Raw genomic sequence first — 20,924 nt, 5'->3', positions numbered from 1 at the left:
ACACTTTCGTTAAGCGGACAGCGGCGTGGCGGATGCGGGCGCCACGCTAGAATGCAGAACTCAACGGCAGGGATCAGAATCATATGTGCGGCATTGTGGGAGCGATCGCCAATCGCGACGTGGTACCGGTACTCATCGAAGGACTGAAGCGGCTGGAATACCGCGGCTACGATTCCTCCGGCATCGCGGTGCTGGAACAGGGCGACGGCCAGGCGCAGGTGCGCCGCGTGCGCCGCACCGGTCGTGTTGCCGAGATGGAAAAGGCCGCGGCCAGCGAGGGCTTCGATGCCGTGCTGGGCATCGGCCACACCCGCTGGGCCACGCACGGTGGCGTGACCGAAGCCAACGCGCATCCGCACATCAGCCACGGCGTGGCGCTGGTCCACAACGGCATCATCGAGAACCACGAAGAGCAGCGCGAGAAACTGCGTGCGCTGGGCTACACCTTCGAGTCGCAGACCGACACCGAAGTCATCGCGCACCTGATGCACCACCACCTCAAGGACGGCGACACCCTGCTGTCGGCCTTGCAGCGCACGGTCAAGGAACTGACCGGTGCCTACGCGCTGGCGGTGATGAGCCGTGCCGAGCCGGAGCACTTCGTGTGCGCGCGCATGGGCTGCCCGCTGCTGGTCGGCCTGGGCGAGGACGAGAACTTCGTCGCCTCGGACGTGTCCGCGATCATCTCGGCCACGCGCCGGGTGATCTTCCTGGAAGAGGGTGACACCGCCGACATCCGCCGCGATGGCGTGCAGGTGTTCGACGACCGCGACCAGCCGGTGGTCCGCGATGTGCATCTGTCGGACGTGTCGCTGGCCTCGCTGGAACTGGGCCCGTACCGCCACTTCATGCAGAAGGAAATCCACGAGCAGCCGCGCGCGCTGGGCGACACCATCGAGGCGGCGATCGACGCCGGTGGTTTCCCGGCCGAGCTGTTCGGCAAGAATGCCGAAGCCGTGCTGTCGGGCATCGAAGGCGTGCAGATCATCGCCTGCGGAACCAGCTACTACGCCGGCCTGACCGCGCGTTACTGGATCGAAGCCATCTCCGGCCTGCCGTGCAGCGTGGAGATCGCCAGCGAGTACCGCTACCGCGCCGCGTATGCCAACCCCAAGCACCTGATCGTCACCATCTCCCAGTCCGGCGAAACCCTGGACACGATGGAGGCGCTCAAGTACGCCAAGTCGCTGGGCCACCTGCACACGCTGTCGATCTGCAACGTGCCGGAAAGCGCGATTCCGCGCGCCAGCGAGCTGGTCTGCTACACCCGTGCCGGTGCCGAGATCGGCGTGGCGTCGACCAAGGCCTTCACCACCCAGCTGGCCGCGCTGTTCCAGCTGACCGTGGTGCTGGGCAAGCTGCACGGCCGCATCGATGCCGCGCAGGAAGCGGACTACCTGGAGCAGCTGCGGTTCCTGCCGGGCAGCGTGCAGCACGCGCTCAACATGGAGCCGCAGATCGCCGCGTGGGCCGAGCGCTTCGCGCGCAAGAGCAGCGCGTTGTTCCTCGGCCGCGGCCTGCACTACCCGATCGCACTGGAAGGTGCGCTCAAGCTCAAGGAAATCACCTACATCCACGCCGAGGCCTATCCGGCCGGCGAGCTCAAGCACGGCCCGCTGGCGCTGGTGGACGAAGACATGCCGGTGGTGGTGATCGCGCCGAACGACAGCCTGCTGGAGAAGGTCAAATCCAACATGCAGGAAGTGCGCGCGCGCGGTGGCGAACTGTTCGTGTTCGCCGACCAGGACAGCAACTTCGTCGAGTCCGAAGGCGTGCACGTGATCCGCACGCCGCGTCATGCCGGCCTGCTCAGCCCGGTGGTGCACACCATTCCGGTGCAGCTGCTGGCCTACCACACCGCACTGGCGCGCGGCACCGACGTGGACAAGCCGCGCAACCTGGCCAAGAGCGTGACGGTGGAGTAAGCCGGCGTCGCGAGTCAGCGGCGCAGCCACTGCTCGCCGTCGCGCGGCGGCGCAGTGAGCAGCTGCGCCGCCTGATCGTCGGCCAGCACCCGGGACTGCAGGAACGCGGTGCCGAGGGCGCGGGCACGGACCACCCGTGCGCCGTCCTGTTCGCCGATCAGGTTGTGGTCACCGCCCTGCAGCACCAGCGCGGTCTTGTCGCCTGCCGGCGCGGTCTGCACCGGATACAGGTGGTCCACCGGATCGGTGACGAAGCCCGGCACCCGGTCCTGGTCGCCGGTGATCAGCAGCAGCGGCACCGCCAGCGTGGCATACGCATCCGGGCCGATCAGGCCCGGGATCCGGCCCGGCGAGGAGTAACCCAGCACCGCCACCACGGTGGGATCGCGCAGCGGCCCCAGGTCGGCGAGCGCGCCACCCAGTATCGCCGAGATCAGCGTGCCCAGGCTGTGGCCCGCAGCCACCACCGGCACCTGCGGCCAGCGCGCCGCGGCGTAGGTGCTGGCGGCGCGCATGTCGGCCAGGCGTTCGCTGAAGCCCTGCTGCAGGGTGAACTGCGCCCGGTCCGGGTGCTTGACCGAATCGACGTGCAGCGGTGCCACCACTGCAAAGCCCGCGTCCGTCCACGACTGCAGCAACGCGTCATAACGGGCCGGCCAGGCGCCGTGACCGCTGGAGAACAGCACCACCCCGCGGACCTTCTCCGGTACCCGGACATCCATCGTGGTGGCGCGCTGCGCGGACACCTGCAACGGCAGCGTGGCGGAGGGGGCGGCCCAGGCGGTGGCCAGGCACATCAGCGACAGCAGGGCGGCGATCAGGCCGCGCAGGAACAGGGACCGGGTCATGCAGGGCATCCGTTGGAAGAAGACACCGCCACTGTAGAAGCCGGACCCGGCCGGGGCAGGTGCTGGCAGTCATCGGCGCGACGTGCCGGAAGTCACTTCGTCTGCCGCCCCCTCGGTCGCGGCGGGGTGAACTTTAGGCGTGCCCCGCTGCGGCATTCAGCGACGGTTTTCATGCCGGTGCCATTCTCGGGTTGTCAGCCGTTTTCAGCGACGAACTGTCCCAGATCTGCAAACTCCTGGGCCAAGGTGCGGCCGTAGAATCGAATGACCGAGGGCCGGGCGCACGCTGTGTCGCCGCCCTCGCTGCAACCAGGCGCACCTCTCGACTTCAGTAACCTGCAACAGGAAACAAGAATGAACGTCCGCGAACTCCTGCAGTCCAAGAAAGAAGCCATCGTCACCATCGACGTGGACGACACCATCGGTGCCGCCGCACACAAGATGAGCGCGCACAAGATCGCCGCCCTGGTGGTGATGAAGGACGATGCACCGGTAAGGATCATTTCCGAGAAGGACATCGTGCGCAGCCTGGCCGACGACGGTCCGCAGGCCGGTCGCCGGGTCATCGCCACGCTGCCGTCGGCAGGCCTGGAAGGCATCGCCCCGGAGGCCACGCTGAAGCAGGCGATGGCGCTGATGACCTATTCCCGGCACCGCCACCTGATGGTGACCGAGAATGCCAAGCTGGTGGGCATCCTGAGCCTGGGCGACATCGTCAAGAACCTGCTCAGCGAGCTGGAGCTGGAGAAGGCGGTGCTGCAGGACATCTACATGGCGGCGCATTGATGCCCGTCGCGGGTTGATTCCCGCCGCAGACGCCACCACCCGATGACCCCTGAGGCCGGCCACACGCCGGAATGAATCGGCTGGTTGGCGTTCGCGCTGCTGACCGGTTGTGCCGGCCGCTGGCCGGCGCTCCGGGAGCGCATCACCGCCCGTGGCGGTCGTCGAGCAACTGCCGCAGGTCGTCCCGCAGCAGCCGGTACGCGGCCTCCCGCGCCTCTCCCTCGCCCTGTCGCAGTACCCACGCCGGGTGCACCGTGGCGAACGCGCGCGTGCCATCGTCCAGCGAATGCCAGCGGCCGCGGTGCTCCTTCAGCGTGACGCCGGCGCCCAACACGGCCGTTGCCGCACTCGCGCCCAGACACACGATCACCTGTGGGCGGACGTTCTCGATCTCGCGCATCAGCCAGGGGCGGCAGGCCGTGATATGGGTGATCTGCGGGGTACTGTGGATGCGTCGCTTGCCGCGACGTTCGAAGCGGAAATGCTTCACTGCATTGGTCAGATACAACGTGCCGCGATCAATGCCGAGTTCGCGCAGCGCGCTGTCGAGCAACCGGCCGGCCGGCCCCACGAACGGATGCCCGCTGAGGTCTTCGGCATCGCCCGGCTGTTCGCCCACCAGCATGATCCGGGCATCCGCCGGCCCCTCGCCGAACACGGTCTGCGTTGCCGGCTCCCACAACGGACATCGCCGGCAGCTGGCGGCCGCCTCGCGGAGTCCATCCAGGCCGGCACGGGTGGCGGCCACCGGTGCCGCCGCCTGTGGAATGCGTCGGCGCGGTGCCTGCGCCTGGCGATCGTGCATGTCTTGTACGCGATCCCCCGCATCGCGTACCAGGCGCGGCAGCAGGGTCGCTTCCGGTAGGTGCTTCCAGTACCGGGCCGGCATTTCCTGCTGCATCATCCGCGTGTTGAGCCGGGCCGGATTGAAGATGTTGGCGTAGTAGGTGCGCCACAGCGCTTCGCGCGCATCCTCGCGCGGCGCATCCTCCTGCCGCGCACCGGGGCCGAACGCCAACTGCTGTCCATCCCACTGCACGCTGCGCGCCGGGGTCAGGATCGCCCAGCGCATGCCGGCGAACCGGCGCGCGAAGAACGGCGCAACGCGGTCCACGATGTGATGCGCCGGTTCGAACCAGGCAATGAACGCATCGGCTTCGCCCGGCACTTCGCGGAAGCGCACGAAGGCCTTCATCTTGTGGCTGTCGCGGCGCACCGCCTGGGCCAGCGCCATCGCGCGCAGCACGTCCGGGTCGGCCGGGTTGGTGAGCAGACCGCGCTCGCCGTGGACGATGCGCCACAGCATGCGGTACAGCAGCGGCAGCCGTTGAGGGTCGCTATGGCACAGGCAGGTACCGGCCAGCGCGACGAACGCCTGCGGCACGGGAATGGCGGCGCTGCCGGCGGCCGGCGTGGGCAGGCTGGCCAGTGCCGGCGCATCCAGCAGCGAGGCCTCGCCCGCCTGCAGCCAGTCGAGCTGCTCCGGCGCAACGCGATGCTGCAGCGCCAGCCGCGCGGTCTCGCGCCACGCCTGCAGCGACCACGCGGGATCGACCCGCACGCTCCAGCGTGTCATCTCACGGTGCGGCCGTGTCGGGGAACAGCGACGCCTGGCGCGGTGGCGGTGCCAGGCGCGCACGCAGTGCCGCCGGATCGTCCAGTGCGCGGCGCGGGTGATGATCGGCCAGCTGCACGAACGGCAGCAGCGTGCGCATCGGCGCGCGCAGGCGTGCCACATCGGCCACGCGCAGACGGCCGTGACGCCGTGCCATCAGCACCCGCTTCACGTTGCGCACGCCCAGCCCGGGAACGCGCAGCAGCATGTCCTTCGAGGCCACGTTGAGGTCGACCGGAAAGCGCTCGGGGTGGCGGATCGCCCAGGCCATCTTCGGGTCGATATCCAGGTCGAGCATGCCGCCCTGGGTGGTGTCGGTGATCTCCTCCACTGCGTAGCCGTAGAAGCGCAGGAGCCAGTCGGCCTGGTACAGGCGGTGTTCGCGTGCCAGCGGCGGCGCCTGCAGCGGCAACAGGCGGCTGGCGTCGGGAATCGGACTGAAGGCGGAGTAGTACACCCGGCGCATGCGGTAATTGCCGTACAGGTTGTCGGCAGCGCTGAGGATCTGCTGGTCGCTGGCACCGTCGGCACCCACGATCATCTGCGTGCTCTGCCCGGCCGGGGCGAAGCGCGGTGGGCGGGCGCGTCCGGCGCGTTTGAGTGGCGTGGCCGCGAGCGGCGATGACACCGTGGCGGTGCGCGCATCGCTGTCGGCCTTGGCCTGCTTGGCCTCCTCAATGCGCCAGCGCAGTTCGCCCATCGCACCGCGGATGGACGGCAGCGTTTTCTCCGGTGCGAAGCTGGCCAGCCCGGCCTCGGTGGGCAGCTCGATGTTGATCGACAGGCGGTCGGCATGGCGGCCGGCAGCGGCCAGCAGTTCCGGCGATGCCTCGGGAATGGTCTTCAGGTGGATGTAGCCGGCGAAGCGGTGCTCCTCGCGCAGCACGCGCGCCACTTCCACCATGCGTTCCATCGTGTAGTCGGCGTTGCGGATGATGCCGCTGGAAAGGAACAGACCTTCGATGTAGTTGCGCTTGTAGAAATCCATCGTCAGCGCCACCACTTCGGCCACGCTGAAGCGCGCACGGGGCACGTTGCTGGACACGCGGTTCACGCAGTACGCGCAGTCGTAGATGCAGAAATTGGTGAGCAGGATCTTCAGCAGCGATACGCAGCGGCCATCCGGCGTATAGCTGTGGCAGATGCCGGCGCCTTCGGTGCTGCCAATGCCGCCCGAGCTGCGCGAGTCGCGCTTGCCCGCGCCGCTGGAGGCGCAGGAGGCGTCGTACTTGGCGGCATCGGCCAGGATCGCCAGCTTGCGTATCGTTTCCATGCCCACACGGTAGGCAGGGCCGATCTCATCCCATGAGACGCGGCCGGCCCGACGCTGAAGCGTTCAGCGCCGGCGGCCGGGCGGTCAGAAGGTGACCTTCACCGAATCGGCACTGTAGGTTGCCTCGCCGTGGTAGACGACCTCGATGTTGTTGCCGTCCGGATCGATCACGAACGCCCCGTAGTACCCCGGGTGATACGGCCGTTCGCCGGGGGCGCCGTTGTCCTTGCCGCCGGCGGCCAGCGCGGCGACGTGGAAGGCATCCACCGTGGCGCGATCGCGCGCCTGGAAAGCCAAATGGTGGCGGCCGGTCAGTTCACCGGCAGCGGCCTCGCTGTCGGCGGTGGAGATGAACAGTTCGTCGGCCCAGAAATACGTGTCGCCTTCGCCGGCGATGGGGATGCCGATGGTGTCGAATACCGCCTGGTAGAAGCGGCGGCTGGCGGCGAGATCCCGGACCACCAGTTGCAGGTGATCGATCAGGCGGCCGCGGTGCAGTTGCTGGGTTTCCATGCCGGCTCCATTGTGTGGATGGGCAGGCAGATATAGCACCGCGCGGTGCCCGTTGCATGGCCGCTCTTCCGCCGGGGCGCGGGCTGCCCTAGGCTGCGCACTGGCGCCATCGCGGCATGGCGGGAGGAATGACGATGCTTTGGTGGATGCTGCTGGCCCAGGCGGCCGTGGGGACCGGATACGACCAGGTGCGCACGCTGGCGCACGGCGATGAAGACAGTCTGGAACCGGCGGCCTATACGGCCATGATCGATGGCATGAGCCGGATCGGGGGCGACGGCTTCGCGCGCTGCCTGCCCACGCCCGCGCCGGACACGCTGGCCGCATTCACCGTGGTGATGCAGTTGGATGCGCAGGGCAGGGTGGTGCGGACCTGGCGCGAGGGCGATGGCCCGGTGGCGCGGTGCATCGAGGCCGGATTTGCCGGCACCACCGTCTTCGTGCCGCCCAAGGCGCCGTTCCACGCCGCCTTCGAGTTCCAGGGCCAGCCCTAGGGCCTGGCCCGTGGAATGCACGCACCGATGGATCAGGCGATCGGGGTGTTGGAGATGATCTCCACCCAGTAGCCGTCCGGGTCCTTGATGAAGGCCAGGTGCTTCATGCGGCCGTCTTCCAGGCGCTTCTGGTAGGGCACCTGCAGGTCGTCGAAGCGCTTGCAGGCGGCCTGGATGTCCGGCACCGACACGCAGATGTGGCCGAAGCCGCGCGGATCGCTGTTGCCGTCGTGGTAGACCGGGCCGTCCTGGCTTTCGGTGCCGTGGTTGTGGGTCAGTTCCAGCACACCGGGAATGCCGGCCATCCACACGCGGCGTGCATCGTCGCCTGCGGGGATCTGCGTGCCCGCTGGCAGCAGGGCCAGGAAGTACAGGCTGAACCCGGCCTCGGCGAAGTCACGCTGGTCGAGCAGGCGGAAGCCGAGCACGCGGGTGTAGAAGTCCAGCGAGGCGGCGACGTCCTTCACGCGCAGCATGGTGTGGTTGAACACGAAACCGCTGGTTTCGGCCGGGGGCTGGGCGGCAACGCCGGGCTGGGACTGCAGCGACGCAAGGGTCATGGGGGATCCTCTGGGGGAGGCCGCGCACGGCGGCGAGACCGCCCATTCTAACGGCCTCCGCGTGGCCGGGCCGCGACGGTAGAATGGGGCGTCTCCTTGTGCAGCTTTTGTCATGTCGCAGCGTGAATGGGTGGCCGCCGCCATCCGCAAGATCGAAGCCGATTTCAACCGCTCGGCCGATACCCACCTGATTCCGATGGACCTGCCCGGGTACGCCGGCATCGACCTGTATTTCAAGGACGAATCCAGCCACCCCACGGGCAGCCTTAAGCATCGGCTGGCGCGCTCGCTGTTCCTGTATGCGCTGGCCAACGGCTGGCTGCGTGAGGGCCGTCCGGTGATCGAGGCCTCCAGCGGTTCCACCGCGGTGTCCGAGGCCTATTTCGCGCGCCTGCTTGGCCTGCCGTTCATCGCGGTGATTCCGGCCACGACCTCGCCGGAGAAGATCGCCGCGATCGAGTTCCAGGGCGGCAGCTGCCACCTGGTGGAGCGTGCCTGCGACCTGAACTGCGATTCGGAAAAGCTCGCCCGCGATACCGGCGGCCACTTCATGGACCAGTTCACCTACGCCGAACGCGCCACCGACTGGCGCGCCAACAACAACATCGCCGAATCCATCTTCAAGCAGATGGCCGAAGAGCCGCATCCGATTCCGGAGTGGATCGTGTGCAGCCCCGGTACAGGCGGCACCGCCGCGACGTTGGGGCGCTACGTGAGCTATCGCCGCCATGACACCCGCATCCTGTGCGCGGACCCGGAAGTGTCGGTGTTCTATGAGGGCTACTGCGCGGCCCTGGCCGGGCAGCCGTGGCGCGAGCTGACCTGCAGCGGTGGCTCGCGGGTGGAAGGGATCGGCCGGCCGCGGGTGGAATCCAGCTTCATTCCCACCAGCGTGGATGCGATGGTGAAAGTGCCCGACGCGCTGAGCCTGGCCGCGATGCGCCATGTCAGCCGCCAGCTGGGCCGCCGCGTGGGCGGCTCGACCGGCACCAACTTCATCGGCGTGCTGCAGGCGGCCGAATGGATGCGCCAGGCCGGCCGCAGCGGGTCGATCGTGACCATCCTGTGCGACAGCGGCGAACGCTACGCACACAGCTACTACAACCCGGACTGGTATCCGCGCCAGGGCATCGAGGTGGAGCAGCCCGACGCGCTCATCGCCGCCGCCGTGAACGGCCAGGGACTGGCACCGCTGCCGCACGCCGCGCTGGAAACGCTCTACTGATCCAGCGGCAGGGCCGGCGCTTCCGACCGGCATCGCCGGCCGGGCGTGAACGTCGGCCATCGCCGTGGGCGTGGACCTTGTGCGCGGCCCGGGGCAGTGCCATATCGTGGGCGATGCCGCGCGTGCGGCCCTGTTGTCTGGAGATGCCCGTGACCCCCACCAATCCCCTGCTCGATTTTTCCGGCCTGCCGCGCTTCGACGTGATCCAGCCCGACCACATCGGCCCGGCCATCGAGGCGCTGCTGGCCGAGGCCGAGGCGGCCGTGAAGGTGGCCGAGGCGGTCAGCCCGGTGACCTGGGCAACCTTCGTGGAGCCGCTCGACGATGCCACCGACCGGCTGTGGCGTGCCTGGGGGCAGGTGACCCACCTGCAGGGCGTGGTCAACACCCCGGCGCTGCGCGAGGCCTACAACGCCAACCTGCCCAGGGTGACGCGCTTTGGCACCGCGATGGGCCAGAACCTGGCGCTGTACGCGCAGTACCGCGCGTTGGCCGATGCGCCGGAGGCGGCGCAGTACGATCCGGCCCGGCGCAAGGTGCTGGACAACGCACTGCGCGACTTCCGCCTCGGCGGCGCGGAACTGGACGACGCCGGCAAGGCGCGCTTCAGCGCGATCCAGGAGGAGCTGGCGGCTTTGTCGGCGACCTTCTCGCAGAATGTGCTGGATGCCACCGATGCGTGGTCGCTGCACGTGGACGACCGCATCGCACTGGCGGGTCTGCCCGCCGACGTGGTGTCCGCCGCGCGTGAAGCGGCGGAGAAGGCCGGGCTGCCCGGGTGGAAGTTGACGCTGCAGATGCCGTGCTACCTGCCGGTGCAGACCTATGCCGATCATCGTCCACTGCGTGAAACGCTGTACCGCGCCAATGCCGAACGGGCCTCCGAATTCGGCGATGCCGCGCTCGACAACAGTGCCAACATCGCGCGCATCCTGGCGCTGCGCACCGAGCTGGCCGCGCTGCTCGGCTTCCCCAACTACGCCGAGTACTCCATCGCCACCAAGATGGCGCAGGACGCCCCGCAGGTACTGGGCTTCCTGCGTGACCTGGCCGCCCGCGCCAAGCCCTACGCGCAGCGCGACCGCGGCGAGCTGGAGGCCTTTGCACGCGACGAACTGCAGCTGGACGCGCTGCAGGCCTGGGACCTCGCCTACGCCGGAGAGAAGCTCAAGCAGGCGCGTTACAGCTACTCCGAGCAGGAGGTGAAACCGTACTTCACCGAGCCGACCGTGCTGGCGGGATTGTTCAACGTCATCCACGAGCTGTATGGCCTGCAGGTGCTGCCCGACAGCGCGCCGGTATGGCACCCGGACGTGCGCTTCTTCCGCCTGGTCGACGCCACGGGTGCGCTGGTGGGCCAGTTCTACCTGGACCTGTATGCGCGCGAAGGCAAGCGCGGCGGCGCATGGATGGACGATTGCCGCAACCGTCGCGATACGGCGGCTGGGGTGCAGACGCCGGTGGTCTACCTGGTCTGCAACTTCGGCCGTGGCAGCGACGGTCGCCCGGCCACCTTCACCCATAGCGACGTCACCACCCTGTTCCACGAAATGGGCCACGGCCTGCACCAGCTGCTGACCCGCGTCGGTGAGCTTGCCGTGGCCGGCATCAACGGCGTGGAATGGGATGCGGTGGAGCTGCCCAGCCAGTTCATGGAGAACTTCTGCTGGGAGTGGGACCGGGTGCAGGCGATGACCGCGCATGTCGACACGGGCGAGCCGCTGCCGCGCGCGCTGTTCGACCGCATGCTGGCCGCACGTAATTTCCAGAGCGGCATGTTCACCGTGCGCCAGCTGGAGTTCGCACTGTTCGACATGCAGCTGCACAGCGATTTCGATCCCACCCAGGACAGCGTCATCGCGCTGCTGGAACGGGTGCGCGACGAGGTGGCGGTGAACCGGCCGCCCGCATGGCATCGTTTCCCGCACCAGTTCAGCCACATCTTTGCCGGCGGGTATGCGGCCGGCTACTACAGCTACAAGTGGGCCGAAGTACTCAGCGCCGATGTGTATGCGGCGTTCGAGGAAGCGCCGGGCAAGGCCGCCGAAACCGGCCGGCGTTTCCTGGAGGAAGTGCTGTCGCGCGGTGGCAGCCGCAGCGCGGCGGAGAACTTCGCCGCGTTCCGCGGGCGCGCACCGGAGGTGGATGCATTGCTGCGCCACAACGGCATGGCGTAACCGTGGGGTCATGCCACCATCGTGGCGTAATTCTGTAGTGCCGGCCGCTGGCCGGCTCTGCACCTCTGTAGTGCCGGCCGCTGGCCGGCTCTGCACTTCTGTAGTGCCGGCCGCTGGCCGGCTCTGCACCGTGCCGGCGCGGATGCGTGGTGTGATGCGGCACGAGCAGCCGGCCAGCGGCCGGCACTACATGTAGAGCATGGCCCGGGTCATGCCGCGGAGCAGCCGGCCAGCGGCCGGCACTACGTGTAGAGCATCGTGCGGCTCATGCCGCCATCGACGATATGGTCCTGTCCGGTGATGAAGCCGGACAGGTCCGAGAGCAGGAACACGGCCAGCGCACCGATGTCGTCGGGTTGGCCGACGCGGCCGACTGCGTGCTGGGCATGGTCGCGGCGCGACAGTTTGGGCGTGCGGCGCCGCGCGGGTGCCTGCCACGCCTCGGTGGTGATCCAGCCCGGGCTGATGCTGTTGACCCGGACCGCGGGTCCTTCACTGATCGCCAGCGCGTGGGTGAAGGCCACCAGCCCGCCCTTGGCGGCCGCATAGGCCTCGCTGTGCGCCTCGGACTGCCAGGCGCGGGTGGAGGCGATGTTGATGATGGCGCTGGCCTGCGTATCCGTCGCCGACGCGCGCAGCGCGGGCAGCGCATGCCTGCTGCACAGGAACGCGCCATGCAGGCTGGACAGCCGGCGCTGCCATTCAACCAGCGTCATCGCATCCAGCGGCGTGCCATGCGCGTTGGCGATGCCGGCGTTGTTGACCAGCCCGTCGAGGCGGCCGAAGCGCTTGAGCGTGGCGCGCATCAGCGCCTGCACGCTGCGCTCGCGGGCGACGTCGGTGCGCTGGAACGCGGCGCGTTCGGGCAGCGCCCATTCCTTCAGGCAGGCCTTGCCGGCGTCGGCGTCGAGGTCGGCAACCATCACGCTGCCACCCGCCCCGAGCACCGCCTGTGCGATGCCGCGGCCCACCCCCTGCGCGCCACCGGTGACCACCACCACGCGGTCGCGCAGTGGCTGTGACGGCCAGTCGGTGATCGCCGGGGTCAGTGGCACGGCGGGGTGTCCTTGCGCCCGAGCAGGCGGGTCCAGCCTTCCACGCCGAGCTTGTCGAGGGTTTCGATGTTGCGCTCGACGATCACATCCGGATCGGGGAACGCGGCCACCGCGCGCTCGACGCTGTCTTCGCGGAGCAGGTGCAGGGTCGGGTAGGGCGCGCGGTTGGTGTAGTTGCTCACATCGTCCGGGGCGACACCGGCGAACTGGTACTGCGGATGGAAACTGGCCACCTGCAGGATGCCCTGCAGGTCCAGCGCCTCGATGGCGGCATCGGCGTTGTCGAGGAAGTCGTTGTAGTCCAGGAAATCGGTCAGCACGTCGGGGTGCACGATCAGCGTGGTATCGATCTGCTCTGCCGGCGTATCGCGCAGCAGCACCAGTTCCTCGGCCAGCTGCTCGACCAGTGCTTCGGGCGTGGTTGCGTCACTGAGCACGAAGCGCACCTGGTTCTTCACGTACACCGCCTTCGCGAACGGGCACAGGTTCAGGCCGATGACGATCTGCTCCAGCCAGGTGCGGGTTTCGGCGATGACGTCGGGGCCGTCCTGGGCGGGGGCGTCGGTGAAGGAGTCATCGTTCATGGCGGGCGGTATCGCTGGCTGGGCAGGCAATTGTACGGCCCCGGCCTGGTGGCGGGCGTGTCGCGCACGCGGGGGCACGGGCACCACTGTCCATTAACTGGACAGCGTGCATGCTGAAAAACCCTTTGCAGGCAGTGGGTTGCCGCTTTCCCGCCGATGGCCAATAGGCAGTGCGCGACCGCGGGTATCCAATGCAGGGGTGAACCATGTGCAGAAGACGGCCTGGGGCCGATCTTCGTCAAAAGGAGCCAACAGATGAGCGATACACCGCAATTCCTGCCCACCGCGCTGTGGTCCGGCACGCTGTTCGATGGAACCTGGCATGCCGGCGCCAGTGTCCAGGACGTGATCGAACCGGCCACCGGCGCGACCCTCGGGTCGATCGCGATGACCGACCCGGCCGGCATTGCCGCCGCCGCAGCGACTGCCGCGCAGGCGCAGCGCGCATGGGCCAGTGCCCCGTACGAGACCCGCGCGCAGGTGCTGCGGCGGGCCGCGCAGTTGGCCGAGCAGCACAACGATGCCATCGTGGAGTGGCTGGTCCGCGAGAGCGGCTCCACCCGGCTGAAGGCCGGCTTCGAGGCCAAGGTCAATGCCAAGGCGCTGCATGAAGCGGCCGCGCTGCCCTCGCGCAGCATCGGCGAGGTGCTGCCGTCCGAACCGGGCCGGCTGAACCTGGCCCGCCGCCGCCCGCTCGGCGTGGTTGGCGTGATCGCGCCGTTCAACTTCCCGCTGTACCTGGCGATGCGCGCGGTCGCGCCGGCCCTCGCGCTGGGCAATGCGGTGGTCCTCAAGCCCGATCCGCGCACGGCGGTCTGCGGCGGCTTCGTGATCGCGCGGCTGTTCGAGCTGGCCGGACTGCCGGCGGGCCTGCTGCATGTGCTGCCCGGTGATGGTGCGGCCGGTGCGGCGCTGACCAGCGATCCGAACATCGCCATGATCCAGTTCACCGGTTCCACCGGCGCCGGCCGCAAGGTGGGCGAGGCAGCCGGCCGGCATCTCAAGAAGGTGTCGCTGGAGCTGGGCGGCAAGAACTCGCTGATCGTGCTCGACGATGCCGACATCGACCTGGCCATCGCCAACACCGCCTGGGGCGTCTACCTGCACCAGGGGCAGATCTGCATGGCCACCGGCCGGGTGCTGGTCCAGCGCAGCATCCATGCGCGCTTCCTGGAGAAGCTGGTGGCCAAGGCACGCTCGCTGAAGGTGGGCGATCCGGCGACCGCCGATGTGGCGATCGGGCCGCTGATCAACGCCCAGCAGCGCGACCATGCCGCGCGCGTGGTGGCCGAGGCGCAGGCTGCCGGCGCCACGCTGGCCACCGGCGGCAGCTACCGGGACCTGTTCTTCGAACCCACCGTGCTCAGCGACGTGGGGCGCGACAACCCGGCGTTCCACGAAGAAATCTTCGCGCCCGTGGCGGTGGTGGTGCCGTTCGATACCGACGACGAGGCCGTGGCGCTGGCCAACGACAGCGAGTACGGCCTGTCGATGGCGATCCTGTCCAGCAACGTCGGCCGCGCACTGAAGCTGGGCGAGCGGCTGCGCACCGGTCTGCTGCACATCAACGACCAGACCGTGAACGATGAGGTGATCAATCCGTTCGGCGGTGTTGGCGCCTCCGGCAACGGCACCAGCATCGGCGGGCCGTCCAACATCGACGAATTCACCCAGTGGCAGTGGCTGACCGTCAAGGGCGAAGCGCCCGCCTACCCGATCTGAACGAGGACCTTGTCATGACCGCAACAGCAGAACTGCGCGACATCACCGTGGCCGTGGTGCGCGGGAAGGAACAGCCCTTCACGATTGAAAAGGCACGCATCCGCGGGCCGCAGGACGACGAGGTGCTGGTCCGCGTGGTCGCCACCGGGTTGTGCCATACCGACCTGATCGTGCGTGACCAGTATTACCCCGTGCCGCTGCCGGCCGTGCTCGGCCATGAAGGCGCGGGTGTGGTCGAGGCGGTGGGGCCCGGGGTGAAGGAGCTCAAGGTCGGTGACCACGTGGTGCTGACCTACGGCGCGTGCGGCCACTGCAATCCGTGCAGTGGTGGCCACGGTGCCTACTGCCGCGACTTCTTCGGCCTGAACTTCGGTGGCGGCGCACTGGATGGCAGCACCGCGATCCAGGATGCCGACGGCCACCCGCTGCACGATCACTTCTTCGCGCAGTCCTCGTTCGCCACCTACGCATTGAGCCGTGAGAACAATGCGATCAAGGTGCCCGACGATGCGCCGATCGAACTGCTCGGGCCGCTCGGCTGCGGCATCCAGACCGGTGCCGGCGCGGTGATCAACTCACTCAAGGTCCGGGCCGGCAGCAGCTTCGCCAGTTTCGGTGCCGGTGCGGTGGGCCTGAGTGCGGTGATGGCCGCGCGCGTCGCCGGCGCCACCACCATCATCGCCATCGATGTGGTGCCCTCGCGGCTGGCGCTGGCCACCGAACTGGGCGCCACCCATGTAATCAACAGCCGCGAGGTGGATGTGGTCGAGGCGGTGCGTGCGATCACCGGCGGCGGCGTCGATTTCGCACTCGAATCCACCGGCCGCCCCGAGGTGCTCGCGCAGGGCATCGAGGCCCTGGGCGGGCTCGGCGCGATCGGGGTGGTGGGCGCACCCAAGCTGGGCACCAAGGCCGAGTTCGACGTCAACAACCTGCTGCTCGGCGGCCGCAGCATCCGCGGCATCGTCGAGGGCGACAGCGTGCCGAAGGTATTCATCCCACAGCTGGTGCAGCTGTACCAGCAGGGCCGCTTCCCGTTCGACAAGCTGGTGAAGTTCTATCCCCTGGACCAGATCAACCAGGCGGCCGAGGACAGTACCCGCGGCATCACGCTCAAGCCGATCCTCACCATCGGCGGATGAAACGATCCGTCGCGTCCCGCAGGGGGCGCGACGGCGGCGTCAGTCAGGTTGCCGGGTGTACGCTCACGGTCCGGGTAGGAGATCGACCGATGGGCGGCATGCAGCGGGAACAGCAACAGGCATTGGCGGCGGCACGCCAGCAGTTCGCCGACGGCGGGGCACTGGCCGGTGCCTTGCTGGCGCCGCCGGTGCAGCGCTCGTGGGAGCGCTCGCGGCTGGCCGGCGTGCAGCCGCGGCAGGAACCGCATTACGCGCCGTTGGCCGGTCACGGGCCGCGCCTGGAAGCGCCGGCGGATCGCCGCCTGGCGCGCTGCGTCCGTGACGACCTGGATCACCTGTGGGCCGCGTTCGGCGGACGGCAGTGGACCCTGTTCTGCGTCAATGCCGACGGCATGGTGGTCGCCCAGCGCGAACACGGCCTGGCCGACGTGCCGGTCCTGCGGCCGATCCAGGTGGGGCGCCAGCTTCGCGAATGCGACATCGGCACCACCGCGCCGGCGTGCAGCCTGGCCGAGGACGCGCCGGCACTGGTGCGCGGCAATGAGCACTATCTGGATCGCTTTGCCGCCGTGTTCTGTTTGAGCGTGCCGCTGCATGGGCTCGATGGCGAAGTGCTGGGTGCGCTGGACATCACCGGCACCGGCGAGCGCGATGCCGAACTGTTGCACGGCTACTTCCGGCAGGCGGCGTTGTCGGCCGAGAACCGTCTGATGCAGGAGCAGCGCGCCTGCCATCTGCTGGCCGTGCAGCATGACGTGCGCTGGCTGAGCTCGCCGCTGCAGGGTCTGCTGGCGGTTGAAGAGGATGGGCGGATACGGGCGGCCAACCGCGTGGCGCGGCGCCTGTTCGGGCTGCCCCGGCGTGGCCCGTTGCCGCTGCTGACGGTGGACGGACTGTTTGCCGGGGCCAGCGTGCCCCAGCGTCGCCGCCTGCTGCAGGCCGGGGCGCCACACCGGGTACGCCTGGACCAGGACACCGCGCTGTACGTGCAGTACCTGCGTGCACCGCTGGCGGCGCGGGCCAGCCTGCGGGTGGCCCCCGGCACCGGCACCGGCACGACCGGCGACCGCTCGCTGCGCGCGCACAGCGCCCAGGCCATGCGCGAGGCCGTCGCGACACACCACGGCAACGTCAGCGCAGCAGCGCGCCAGCTGGGCGTATCGCGCACAACCCTCTACAAACACCTGCGCCCGTAGAGCCGGGCTCTGCCCGGCTGGAGCAGCCCCGTAGAGCCGGGCTCTGCCCGGCTGGTGTCAGGTGTGCACGCATCCAGACGAAAGGCAGCCGGGTAGAACCCGGCTCTACGCGGTTTGCATCAGGTGTGCACGCATCCAAACGAACGGCAGCCGGGTAAAACCCGGCTCTACGCGGCTTGCGTCAGGTGTGCACGCATCCAAACGAACGGCAGCCGGGTAGAACCCGGCTCTACGCGGCTTGCGTCAGGTGTGCATGAATCCGAACGAACGGCAGCCGGGTAGAACCCGGCTCTACGTGGTCTGCGTCAGGTGTGCATGGACTTTGCAGCACCGTAGAGCCGGGCTCTGCCCGGCTGGTGTCAGGCGTGCACGAATCCAAACGAAAGGCAGCCGCGCGATCAGTCGCGGAAGTTGTCGAACTGCAGCGGCACTTCGAAGGTTTCCTTCTTCAGCAGGGCAATGGCGTCCTGCAGGTCGTCGCGCTTCTTGCCGTTGACGCGCAGCTTGTCGCCGTTGATCTGGCTGTCGACCTTGAGCTTGGCCTCCTTGAGCTTGGCCGCGATCTGCTTGGCCACCTTCTGCTCGATGCCCTGCTTGACGGTGATCTTCTGGCGCGCACCGGCCAGGTTGGTCTCGATGTCGCCGAACTCCAGGCAGCGGGTGTCGATGCTGCGGGCGATCAGCCGTGCGCGCAGGATGTCGGTCATCTGCTGGAGCTGGAAGTCGCTGGGGGCCGACTGGCTGATCACGCTGTCCTCGAGCACGAACTTCGCGTCCACGCCCTTGAAATCGAAGCGGGTGGACAGCTCGCGGTTGGCCTGGTCGACCGCGTTGGTCAGCTCGTGGGTGTTGACTTCGGACACGACGTCGAAGGAGGGCATGGGAATACTCCAGCAGGTGAAGCCCCCATTCTAACCAACCCGACGTGGACGGCCCGGCCGTGGCGGCGATAATGGGGCATGAACATGCAACGCTCTCCCTCCCGCGCGGTCGCCTGGATGCTTCTGGCGGTCGCCTGCTTCTCGCTGATGGATGCGGGCATGAAGCAGCTCTCGGCCAGCTATCCGACCCTGCAGGTGACCTTCCTGCGCGGCGCCGCCTCGCTGCCCTTCGTGCTGGTCTGGGTGCTGGCCACGGCCGGCCCCCGCTCGCTGGTGCCGGTGCGCTGGGGCCTGCACCTGCTGCGCGGCGTGCTCGGCATGGCGATGATCGGCTGCTTCGTGTTCGCGCTGCGCAGCCTGCCGCTGTCCACCGCGTACACCATCTATTTCGTCGCGCCCCTGCTGATCGCCGCGCTGTCGGTGCCCCTGCTGGGCGAGCATGTCGGCCCGCGCCGCTGGATCGCCATCGGTATCGGCCTGGTCGGGGTGCTGGTGGTGCTGCGGCCGGGCGGGGACGGCTTCATCTCGATCCCGGGGCTGATGGTGCTGCTGGCGGCGACCGCCTATGCCGTGGCCGCGATTACCGTCAGCATGCTGACCCGCACCGACACCCCCCAGTCGATGGTGGTCTGGTTCCTGGTGATCATGGCGGTGGGCGCCGGCCTGCTGGCGCTGCCGGACTGGCATCCGCTGCAGTGGGGCCATGCGGCCCTGATCGGGGGCATGGGCCTGGCCGGGGCGGCGGGGCAGGTCGCGCTGACCCGAGCCTTCCAGCTCGGCGAAGCCTCGCTGATCGCCCCCCTCGAGTACACCGGGCTGGTCTGGGTGATCGGCTGGGACCTGCTGTTCTGGAGCGTGCTGCCCGACCAGGTGACCTGGCTGGGCGCGGCGATCATCGTGGCCTCCGGCCTGTACCTGCTGCACCGGGAGCGGGTCCGCCAGGTCCAGCCGCCGGCGCCGCTGGACCACCCCTGACCGGCGTCGGGCCCCGCATGGGCCCGATCACGCCGGCTTAGAACCAAACGGAATATCATTCCGCGCAACCGCACGGGCGAGGGCCGTCCCGCGCTGGTAGGCTGCACGCCCCCTCCCGTCGATGCCCCGGTTGACCGCGAAGTGATCGAGTTCCAGCGCCTGCACAAATCTTATGCCGTCGGCGGCCGCGCGATCGCCGCGCTGCAGCCGCTGGACCTGACCATCGAGGCCGGCGAGGTGTTCGGCATCATCGGGCACTCCGGCGCGGGCAAATCGACCCTGATCCGGCTGATCAACCGGCTTGAGGAGCCCACCGGTGGGCGCCTGCTGATCGACGGCGAAGACGTCACCGCGCTGGACGCCGATGGCCTGCGCACGCTGCGCCGGCGCATCGGCATGATCTTCCAGCACTTCAACCTGCTGTCCTCGCGCACGGTGGCGGCCAACGTCGCCTTCCCGCTGGAGCTGGCCGGCACGCCGCGCGCGGAGATTGATGCGCGGGTGAACGAACTGCTGCACACCGTGGGCCTGGAAGCGCACGCCACCAAGTACCCGGCGCAGTTGTCCGGCGGGCAGAAGCAGCGCGTCGGCATCGCCCGCGCGCTGGCCACGCGCCCGCAGATCCTGCTGTGCGACGAGGCCACCAGCGCGCTGGACCCGCAGACCACCGCGTCGGTGCTGAAGCTGCTGGGCAAGATCAACCGCGAACTTGGCCTGACCATCGTGCTGATCACCCACGAGATGGATGTGATCCGCCGCGTCTGCGACCGCGTGGCCGTGCTCGACGCCGGCGCACTGGTGGAAACCGGGCCGGTCACCGAGGTGTTCCTGCATCCGCAGCACCCGACCACGCGCCGCTTCGTGACCGAATCCGAGCAGGTGGACGAGGGCGAGCTGCACAAGGATTTCGACGCGGTTGCCGGGCGCATCGTGCGCCTGACCTTCCTCGGCGCGGACACCTACGAGCCGTTGCTCGGCCGCATCGCCCGCGACACGGGCGTGGATTACAACATCCTGTCCGGCCGTATCGACCGGATCAAGGACACCCCGTATGGCCAGTTGACCGTGTCGCTGGTCGGGGGGGACGTGCAGGCGGCGCAGGCCGGCTTCGTCGCCGCCGGTGTCCACCTTGAGGAGCTGCGCCGATGATGTTCGCCACCGCCGGTGGATTCTTCCGCCATCTCGATGCCGGCAAGTGGGCCGATATCGGCCAGGCCACGGTCGATACCCTGCTGATGCTGGGCGGCTCGCTGCCGCTGACCCTGGCCATCGGCCTGCCGCTGGGCGTATTGCTGTTCCTCACCGGCTCGCCGCAGCTGCACCGCAAGCCGGTGGTGTACGGCGCGCTGGCGCTGCTGGTGAACCTGCTGCGCTCGGTGCCCTTCATCATCCTGATGATCGTGCTGATTCCGCTCACGCTGTGGATGATGGGCACCTCGCTGGGTGTGCGCGGGGCGATCGTACCGCTGGTGATCGGCGCGGCGCCGTTCTATGCGCGCCTGGTCGAAACCGCGCTGCGCGAAGTGGACCGCGGCGTGATCGAAGCGACCCAGGCGATGGGCGCCACGACCTGGCAGCTGGTCACGCGCGTGCTGTTGCCCGAAGCCCGGCCCGGTCTGATCGCCGGCGCCACGGTCACCGTCATCGCGCTGATCGGCTTCACCGCGATGGGCGGTGCAATCGGCTCGGGTGGCCTGGGCGACCTCGCGTTCCGCGACGGTTACCAGCGCTCGCACACCGATGTGGCCCTGGTCACCGTGGTGCTGCTGCTGATCCTGGTGCAGGTGCTGCAGATGCTCGGCGACCGCCTCGTCGCGCATTACAGCCGCCGGTAACCACACAGGTAGAGCCGACCGCTGGTCGGCTGCATTCCGTTCCGATGCCGGGAAACCCCCGCGCGCTGCGCGCGATAGCCGACCAACGGAATCAGACGCCGGCAGCCCCACAGGTAGA

At 68.7% G+C, this 20,924-nt stretch carries 19 protein-coding genes; 11 read left to right on the top strand and 8 right to left on the bottom strand.

Annotated elements, in window-relative coordinates; all coding sequences use genetic code 11:
• Positions 1–83 precede the first annotated feature (83 nt).
• A complete protein-coding gene (gene glmS / locus ACLB90_RS06880) occupies positions 84–1,925 on the top strand; it encodes a glutamine--fructose-6-phosphate transaminase (isomerizing) (RefSeq protein ID WP_411852226.1) in 1,842 nt (613 codons plus the stop codon).
• Between the two features lie 14 nt (positions 1,926–1,939).
• Here glmS and ACLB90_RS06875 read toward each other — a convergent pair whose 3' ends face one another.
• Positions 1,940–2,773, bottom strand: a complete 834-nt coding sequence (locus ACLB90_RS06875; RefSeq protein WP_411852225.1) for a serine aminopeptidase domain-containing protein — start codon at positions 2,771–2,773, stop codon at positions 1,940–1,942.
• A 354-nt stretch (positions 2,774–3,127) separates the two neighbouring features.
• Here ACLB90_RS06875 and ACLB90_RS06870 point away from each other — a divergent pair, with 354 nt between their 5' ends.
• Entirely contained in the window at positions 3,128–3,559 is a 432-nt protein-coding gene (locus ACLB90_RS06870) for a CBS domain-containing protein (RefSeq protein ID WP_411852224.1), read from the top strand.
• Positions 3,560–3,701: 142 nt separating this feature from the next.
• On the opposite strand, the gene ACLB90_RS06865 is transcribed toward ACLB90_RS06870, so the two are convergent.
• From ACLB90_RS06865 to ACLB90_RS06855, 3 genes are all read right to left on the bottom strand, one after another.
• The gene (locus tag ACLB90_RS06865) at positions 3,702–5,135 is read right to left on the bottom strand and encodes a UdgX family uracil-DNA binding protein (RefSeq protein ID WP_411852223.1); all 1,434 of its coding nucleotides are present in this window, start codon (positions 5,133–5,135) and stop codon (positions 3,702–3,704) included.
• Between the two features lies 1 nt (position 5,136).
• Positions 5,137–6,447, bottom strand: a complete 1,311-nt coding sequence (locus tag ACLB90_RS06860) for a putative DNA modification/repair radical SAM protein (RefSeq protein ID WP_411852222.1) — start codon at positions 6,445–6,447, stop codon at positions 5,137–5,139.
• Between the two features lie 84 nt (positions 6,448–6,531).
• Positions 6,532–6,960: a VOC family protein gene (locus ACLB90_RS06855; RefSeq protein ID WP_411852221.1), complete on the bottom strand. Its 429-nt coding sequence runs from the start codon at positions 6,958–6,960 to the stop codon at positions 6,532–6,534.
• Positions 6,961–7,088: 128 nt separating this feature from the next.
• On the opposite strand from ACLB90_RS06855, the gene ACLB90_RS06850 reads away from it, so the two are divergent.
• Positions 7,089–7,454, top strand: coding sequence for a hypothetical protein (locus ACLB90_RS06850; protein ID WP_411852220.1), 366 nt, complete (start codon positions 7,089–7,091; stop codon positions 7,452–7,454).
• 32 nt (positions 7,455–7,486) lie between these two features.
• On the opposite strand, the gene gloA is transcribed toward ACLB90_RS06850, so the two are convergent.
• A complete protein-coding gene (gloA, locus tag ACLB90_RS06845) occupies positions 7,487–8,014 on the bottom strand; it encodes a lactoylglutathione lyase (protein ID WP_411852219.1) in 528 nt (175 codons plus the stop codon).
• 112 nt (positions 8,015–8,126) lie between these two features.
• Here gloA and ACLB90_RS06840 point away from each other — a divergent pair, with 112 nt between their 5' ends.
• The gene (locus ACLB90_RS06840) at positions 8,127–9,239 is read left to right on the top strand and encodes a PLP-dependent cysteine synthase family protein (RefSeq protein WP_411852218.1); all 1,113 of its coding nucleotides are present in this window, start codon (positions 8,127–8,129) and stop codon (positions 9,237–9,239) included.
• A gap of 143 nt (positions 9,240–9,382) precedes the next feature.
• Entirely contained in the window at positions 9,383–11,416 is a 2,034-nt protein-coding gene (locus ACLB90_RS06835; RefSeq protein ID WP_411852217.1) for a M3 family metallopeptidase, read from the top strand.
• A gap of 242 nt (positions 11,417–11,658) precedes the next feature.
• Here ACLB90_RS06835 and ACLB90_RS06830 read toward each other — a convergent pair whose 3' ends face one another.
• Both ACLB90_RS06830 and ACLB90_RS06825 read right to left on the bottom strand, forming a co-directional pair.
• Positions 11,659–12,471 (bottom strand): SDR family oxidoreductase, encoded by an 813-nt coding sequence (locus tag ACLB90_RS06830; protein WP_411852216.1) that lies wholly within the window; start codon positions 12,469–12,471, stop codon positions 11,659–11,661.
• Positions 12,462–13,055, bottom strand: coding sequence for a DUF1415 domain-containing protein (locus ACLB90_RS06825; protein ID WP_411852215.1), 594 nt, complete (start codon positions 13,053–13,055; stop codon positions 12,462–12,464). The genes ACLB90_RS06830 and ACLB90_RS06825 overlap by 10 nt, the downstream gene beginning before the upstream one ends.
• A 255-nt stretch (positions 13,056–13,310) precedes the next feature.
• Here ACLB90_RS06825 and ACLB90_RS06820 point away from each other — a divergent pair, with 255 nt between their 5' ends.
• The 3 genes from ACLB90_RS06820 (at position 13,311) to ACLB90_RS06810 (ending at position 17,115) form a co-directional block, all read left to right on the top strand.
• Complete coding sequence (locus ACLB90_RS06820; protein ID WP_411852214.1) at positions 13,311–14,777, top strand: benzaldehyde dehydrogenase; 1,467 nt, start codon at positions 13,311–13,313, stop codon at positions 14,775–14,777.
• A gap of 14 nt (positions 14,778–14,791) precedes the next feature.
• The gene (locus ACLB90_RS06815; RefSeq protein WP_411852213.1) at positions 14,792–15,919 is read left to right on the top strand and encodes an NAD(P)-dependent alcohol dehydrogenase; all 1,128 of its coding nucleotides are present in this window, start codon (positions 14,792–14,794) and stop codon (positions 15,917–15,919) included.
• A gap of 89 nt (positions 15,920–16,008) precedes the next feature.
• Complete coding sequence (locus ACLB90_RS06810) at positions 16,009–17,115, top strand: helix-turn-helix domain-containing protein (RefSeq protein WP_411852212.1); 1,107 nt, start codon at positions 16,009–16,011, stop codon at positions 17,113–17,115.
• A gap of 398 nt (positions 17,116–17,513) precedes the next feature.
• On the opposite strand, the gene ACLB90_RS06805 is transcribed toward ACLB90_RS06810, so the two are convergent.
• A complete protein-coding gene (locus tag ACLB90_RS06805; protein ID WP_017356422.1) occupies positions 17,514–17,996 on the bottom strand; it encodes a YajQ family cyclic di-GMP-binding protein in 483 nt (160 codons plus the stop codon).
• Between the two features lie 78 nt (positions 17,997–18,074).
• On the opposite strand from ACLB90_RS06805, the gene ACLB90_RS06800 reads away from it, so the two are divergent.
• The 3 genes from ACLB90_RS06800 to ACLB90_RS06790 all read left to right on the top strand — a co-directional run bounded on the left by ACLB90_RS06800 (position 18,075) and on the right by ACLB90_RS06790 (position 20,806).
• Positions 18,075–18,971 carry a DMT family transporter gene (locus ACLB90_RS06800; RefSeq protein WP_411852211.1) on the top strand — a complete coding sequence of 299 codons (897 nt, stop codon included), beginning with the start codon at positions 18,075–18,077 and terminating at the stop codon, positions 18,969–18,971.
• 141 nt (positions 18,972–19,112) lie between these two features.
• On the top strand, positions 19,113–20,120 hold the full coding sequence (locus ACLB90_RS06795) for a methionine ABC transporter ATP-binding protein (RefSeq protein ID WP_411852210.1): 1,008 nt from the start codon (positions 19,113–19,115) through the stop codon (positions 20,118–20,120).
• Positions 20,117–20,806 carry a methionine ABC transporter permease gene (locus ACLB90_RS06790; RefSeq protein WP_017356419.1) on the top strand — a complete coding sequence of 230 codons (690 nt, stop codon included), beginning with the start codon at positions 20,117–20,119 and terminating at the stop codon, positions 20,804–20,806. The genes ACLB90_RS06795 and ACLB90_RS06790 overlap by 4 nt, the downstream gene beginning before the upstream one ends.
• Positions 20,807–20,924: the final 118 nt, after the last annotated feature.

It is taken from the genome of Stenotrophomonas sp. LGBM10 (genome assembly GCF_046736075.1).
Classification (GTDB): Bacteria; Pseudomonadota; Gammaproteobacteria; order Xanthomonadales; family Xanthomonadaceae; genus Stenotrophomonas.
This window is presented reverse-complemented; position numbering and strand designations above follow the sequence as displayed.

Coding starts and splice junctions, on each gene's coding strand:
- glmS (WP_411852226.1), top strand. CDS start 84: ATGTGCGGCATTGTGGGAGCGATCGCCAATCGCGACGTGGTACCGGTA.
- ACLB90_RS06875 (WP_411852225.1), bottom strand. CDS start 2,773: ATGACCCGGTCCCTGTTCCTGCGCGGCCTGATCGCCGCCCTGCTGTCG.
- ACLB90_RS06870 (WP_411852224.1), top strand. CDS start 3,128: ATGAACGTCCGCGAACTCCTGCAGTCCAAGAAAGAAGCCATCGTCACC.
- ACLB90_RS06865 (WP_411852223.1), bottom strand. CDS start 5,135: ATGACACGCTGGAGCGTGCGGGTCGATCCCGCGTGGTCGCTGCAGGCG.
- ACLB90_RS06860 (WP_411852222.1), bottom strand. CDS start 6,447: ATGGAAACGATACGCAAGCTGGCGATCCTGGCCGATGCCGCCAAGTAC.
- ACLB90_RS06855 (WP_411852221.1), bottom strand. CDS start 6,960: ATGGAAACCCAGCAACTGCACCGCGGCCGCCTGATCGATCACCTGCAA.
- ACLB90_RS06850 (WP_411852220.1), top strand. CDS start 7,089: ATGACGATGCTTTGGTGGATGCTGCTGGCCCAGGCGGCCGTGGGGACC.
- gloA (WP_411852219.1), bottom strand. CDS start 8,014: ATGACCCTTGCGTCGCTGCAGTCCCAGCCCGGCGTTGCCGCCCAGCCC.
- ACLB90_RS06840 (WP_411852218.1), top strand. CDS start 8,127: ATGTCGCAGCGTGAATGGGTGGCCGCCGCCATCCGCAAGATCGAAGCC.
- ACLB90_RS06835 (WP_411852217.1), top strand. CDS start 9,383: ATGCCCGTGACCCCCACCAATCCCCTGCTCGATTTTTCCGGCCTGCCG.
- ACLB90_RS06825 (WP_411852215.1), bottom strand. CDS start 13,055: ATGAACGATGACTCCTTCACCGACGCCCCCGCCCAGGACGGCCCCGAC.
- ACLB90_RS06820 (WP_411852214.1), top strand. CDS start 13,311: ATGAGCGATACACCGCAATTCCTGCCCACCGCGCTGTGGTCCGGCACG.
- ACLB90_RS06815 (WP_411852213.1), top strand. CDS start 14,792: ATGACCGCAACAGCAGAACTGCGCGACATCACCGTGGCCGTGGTGCGC.
- ACLB90_RS06810 (WP_411852212.1), top strand. CDS start 16,009: ATGGGCGGCATGCAGCGGGAACAGCAACAGGCATTGGCGGCGGCACGC.
- ACLB90_RS06805 (WP_017356422.1), bottom strand. CDS start 17,996: ATGCCCTCCTTCGACGTCGTGTCCGAAGTCAACACCCACGAGCTGACC.
- ACLB90_RS06800 (WP_411852211.1), top strand. CDS start 18,075: ATGAACATGCAACGCTCTCCCTCCCGCGCGGTCGCCTGGATGCTTCTG.
- ACLB90_RS06790 (WP_017356419.1), top strand. CDS start 20,117: ATGATGTTCGCCACCGCCGGTGGATTCTTCCGCCATCTCGATGCCGGC.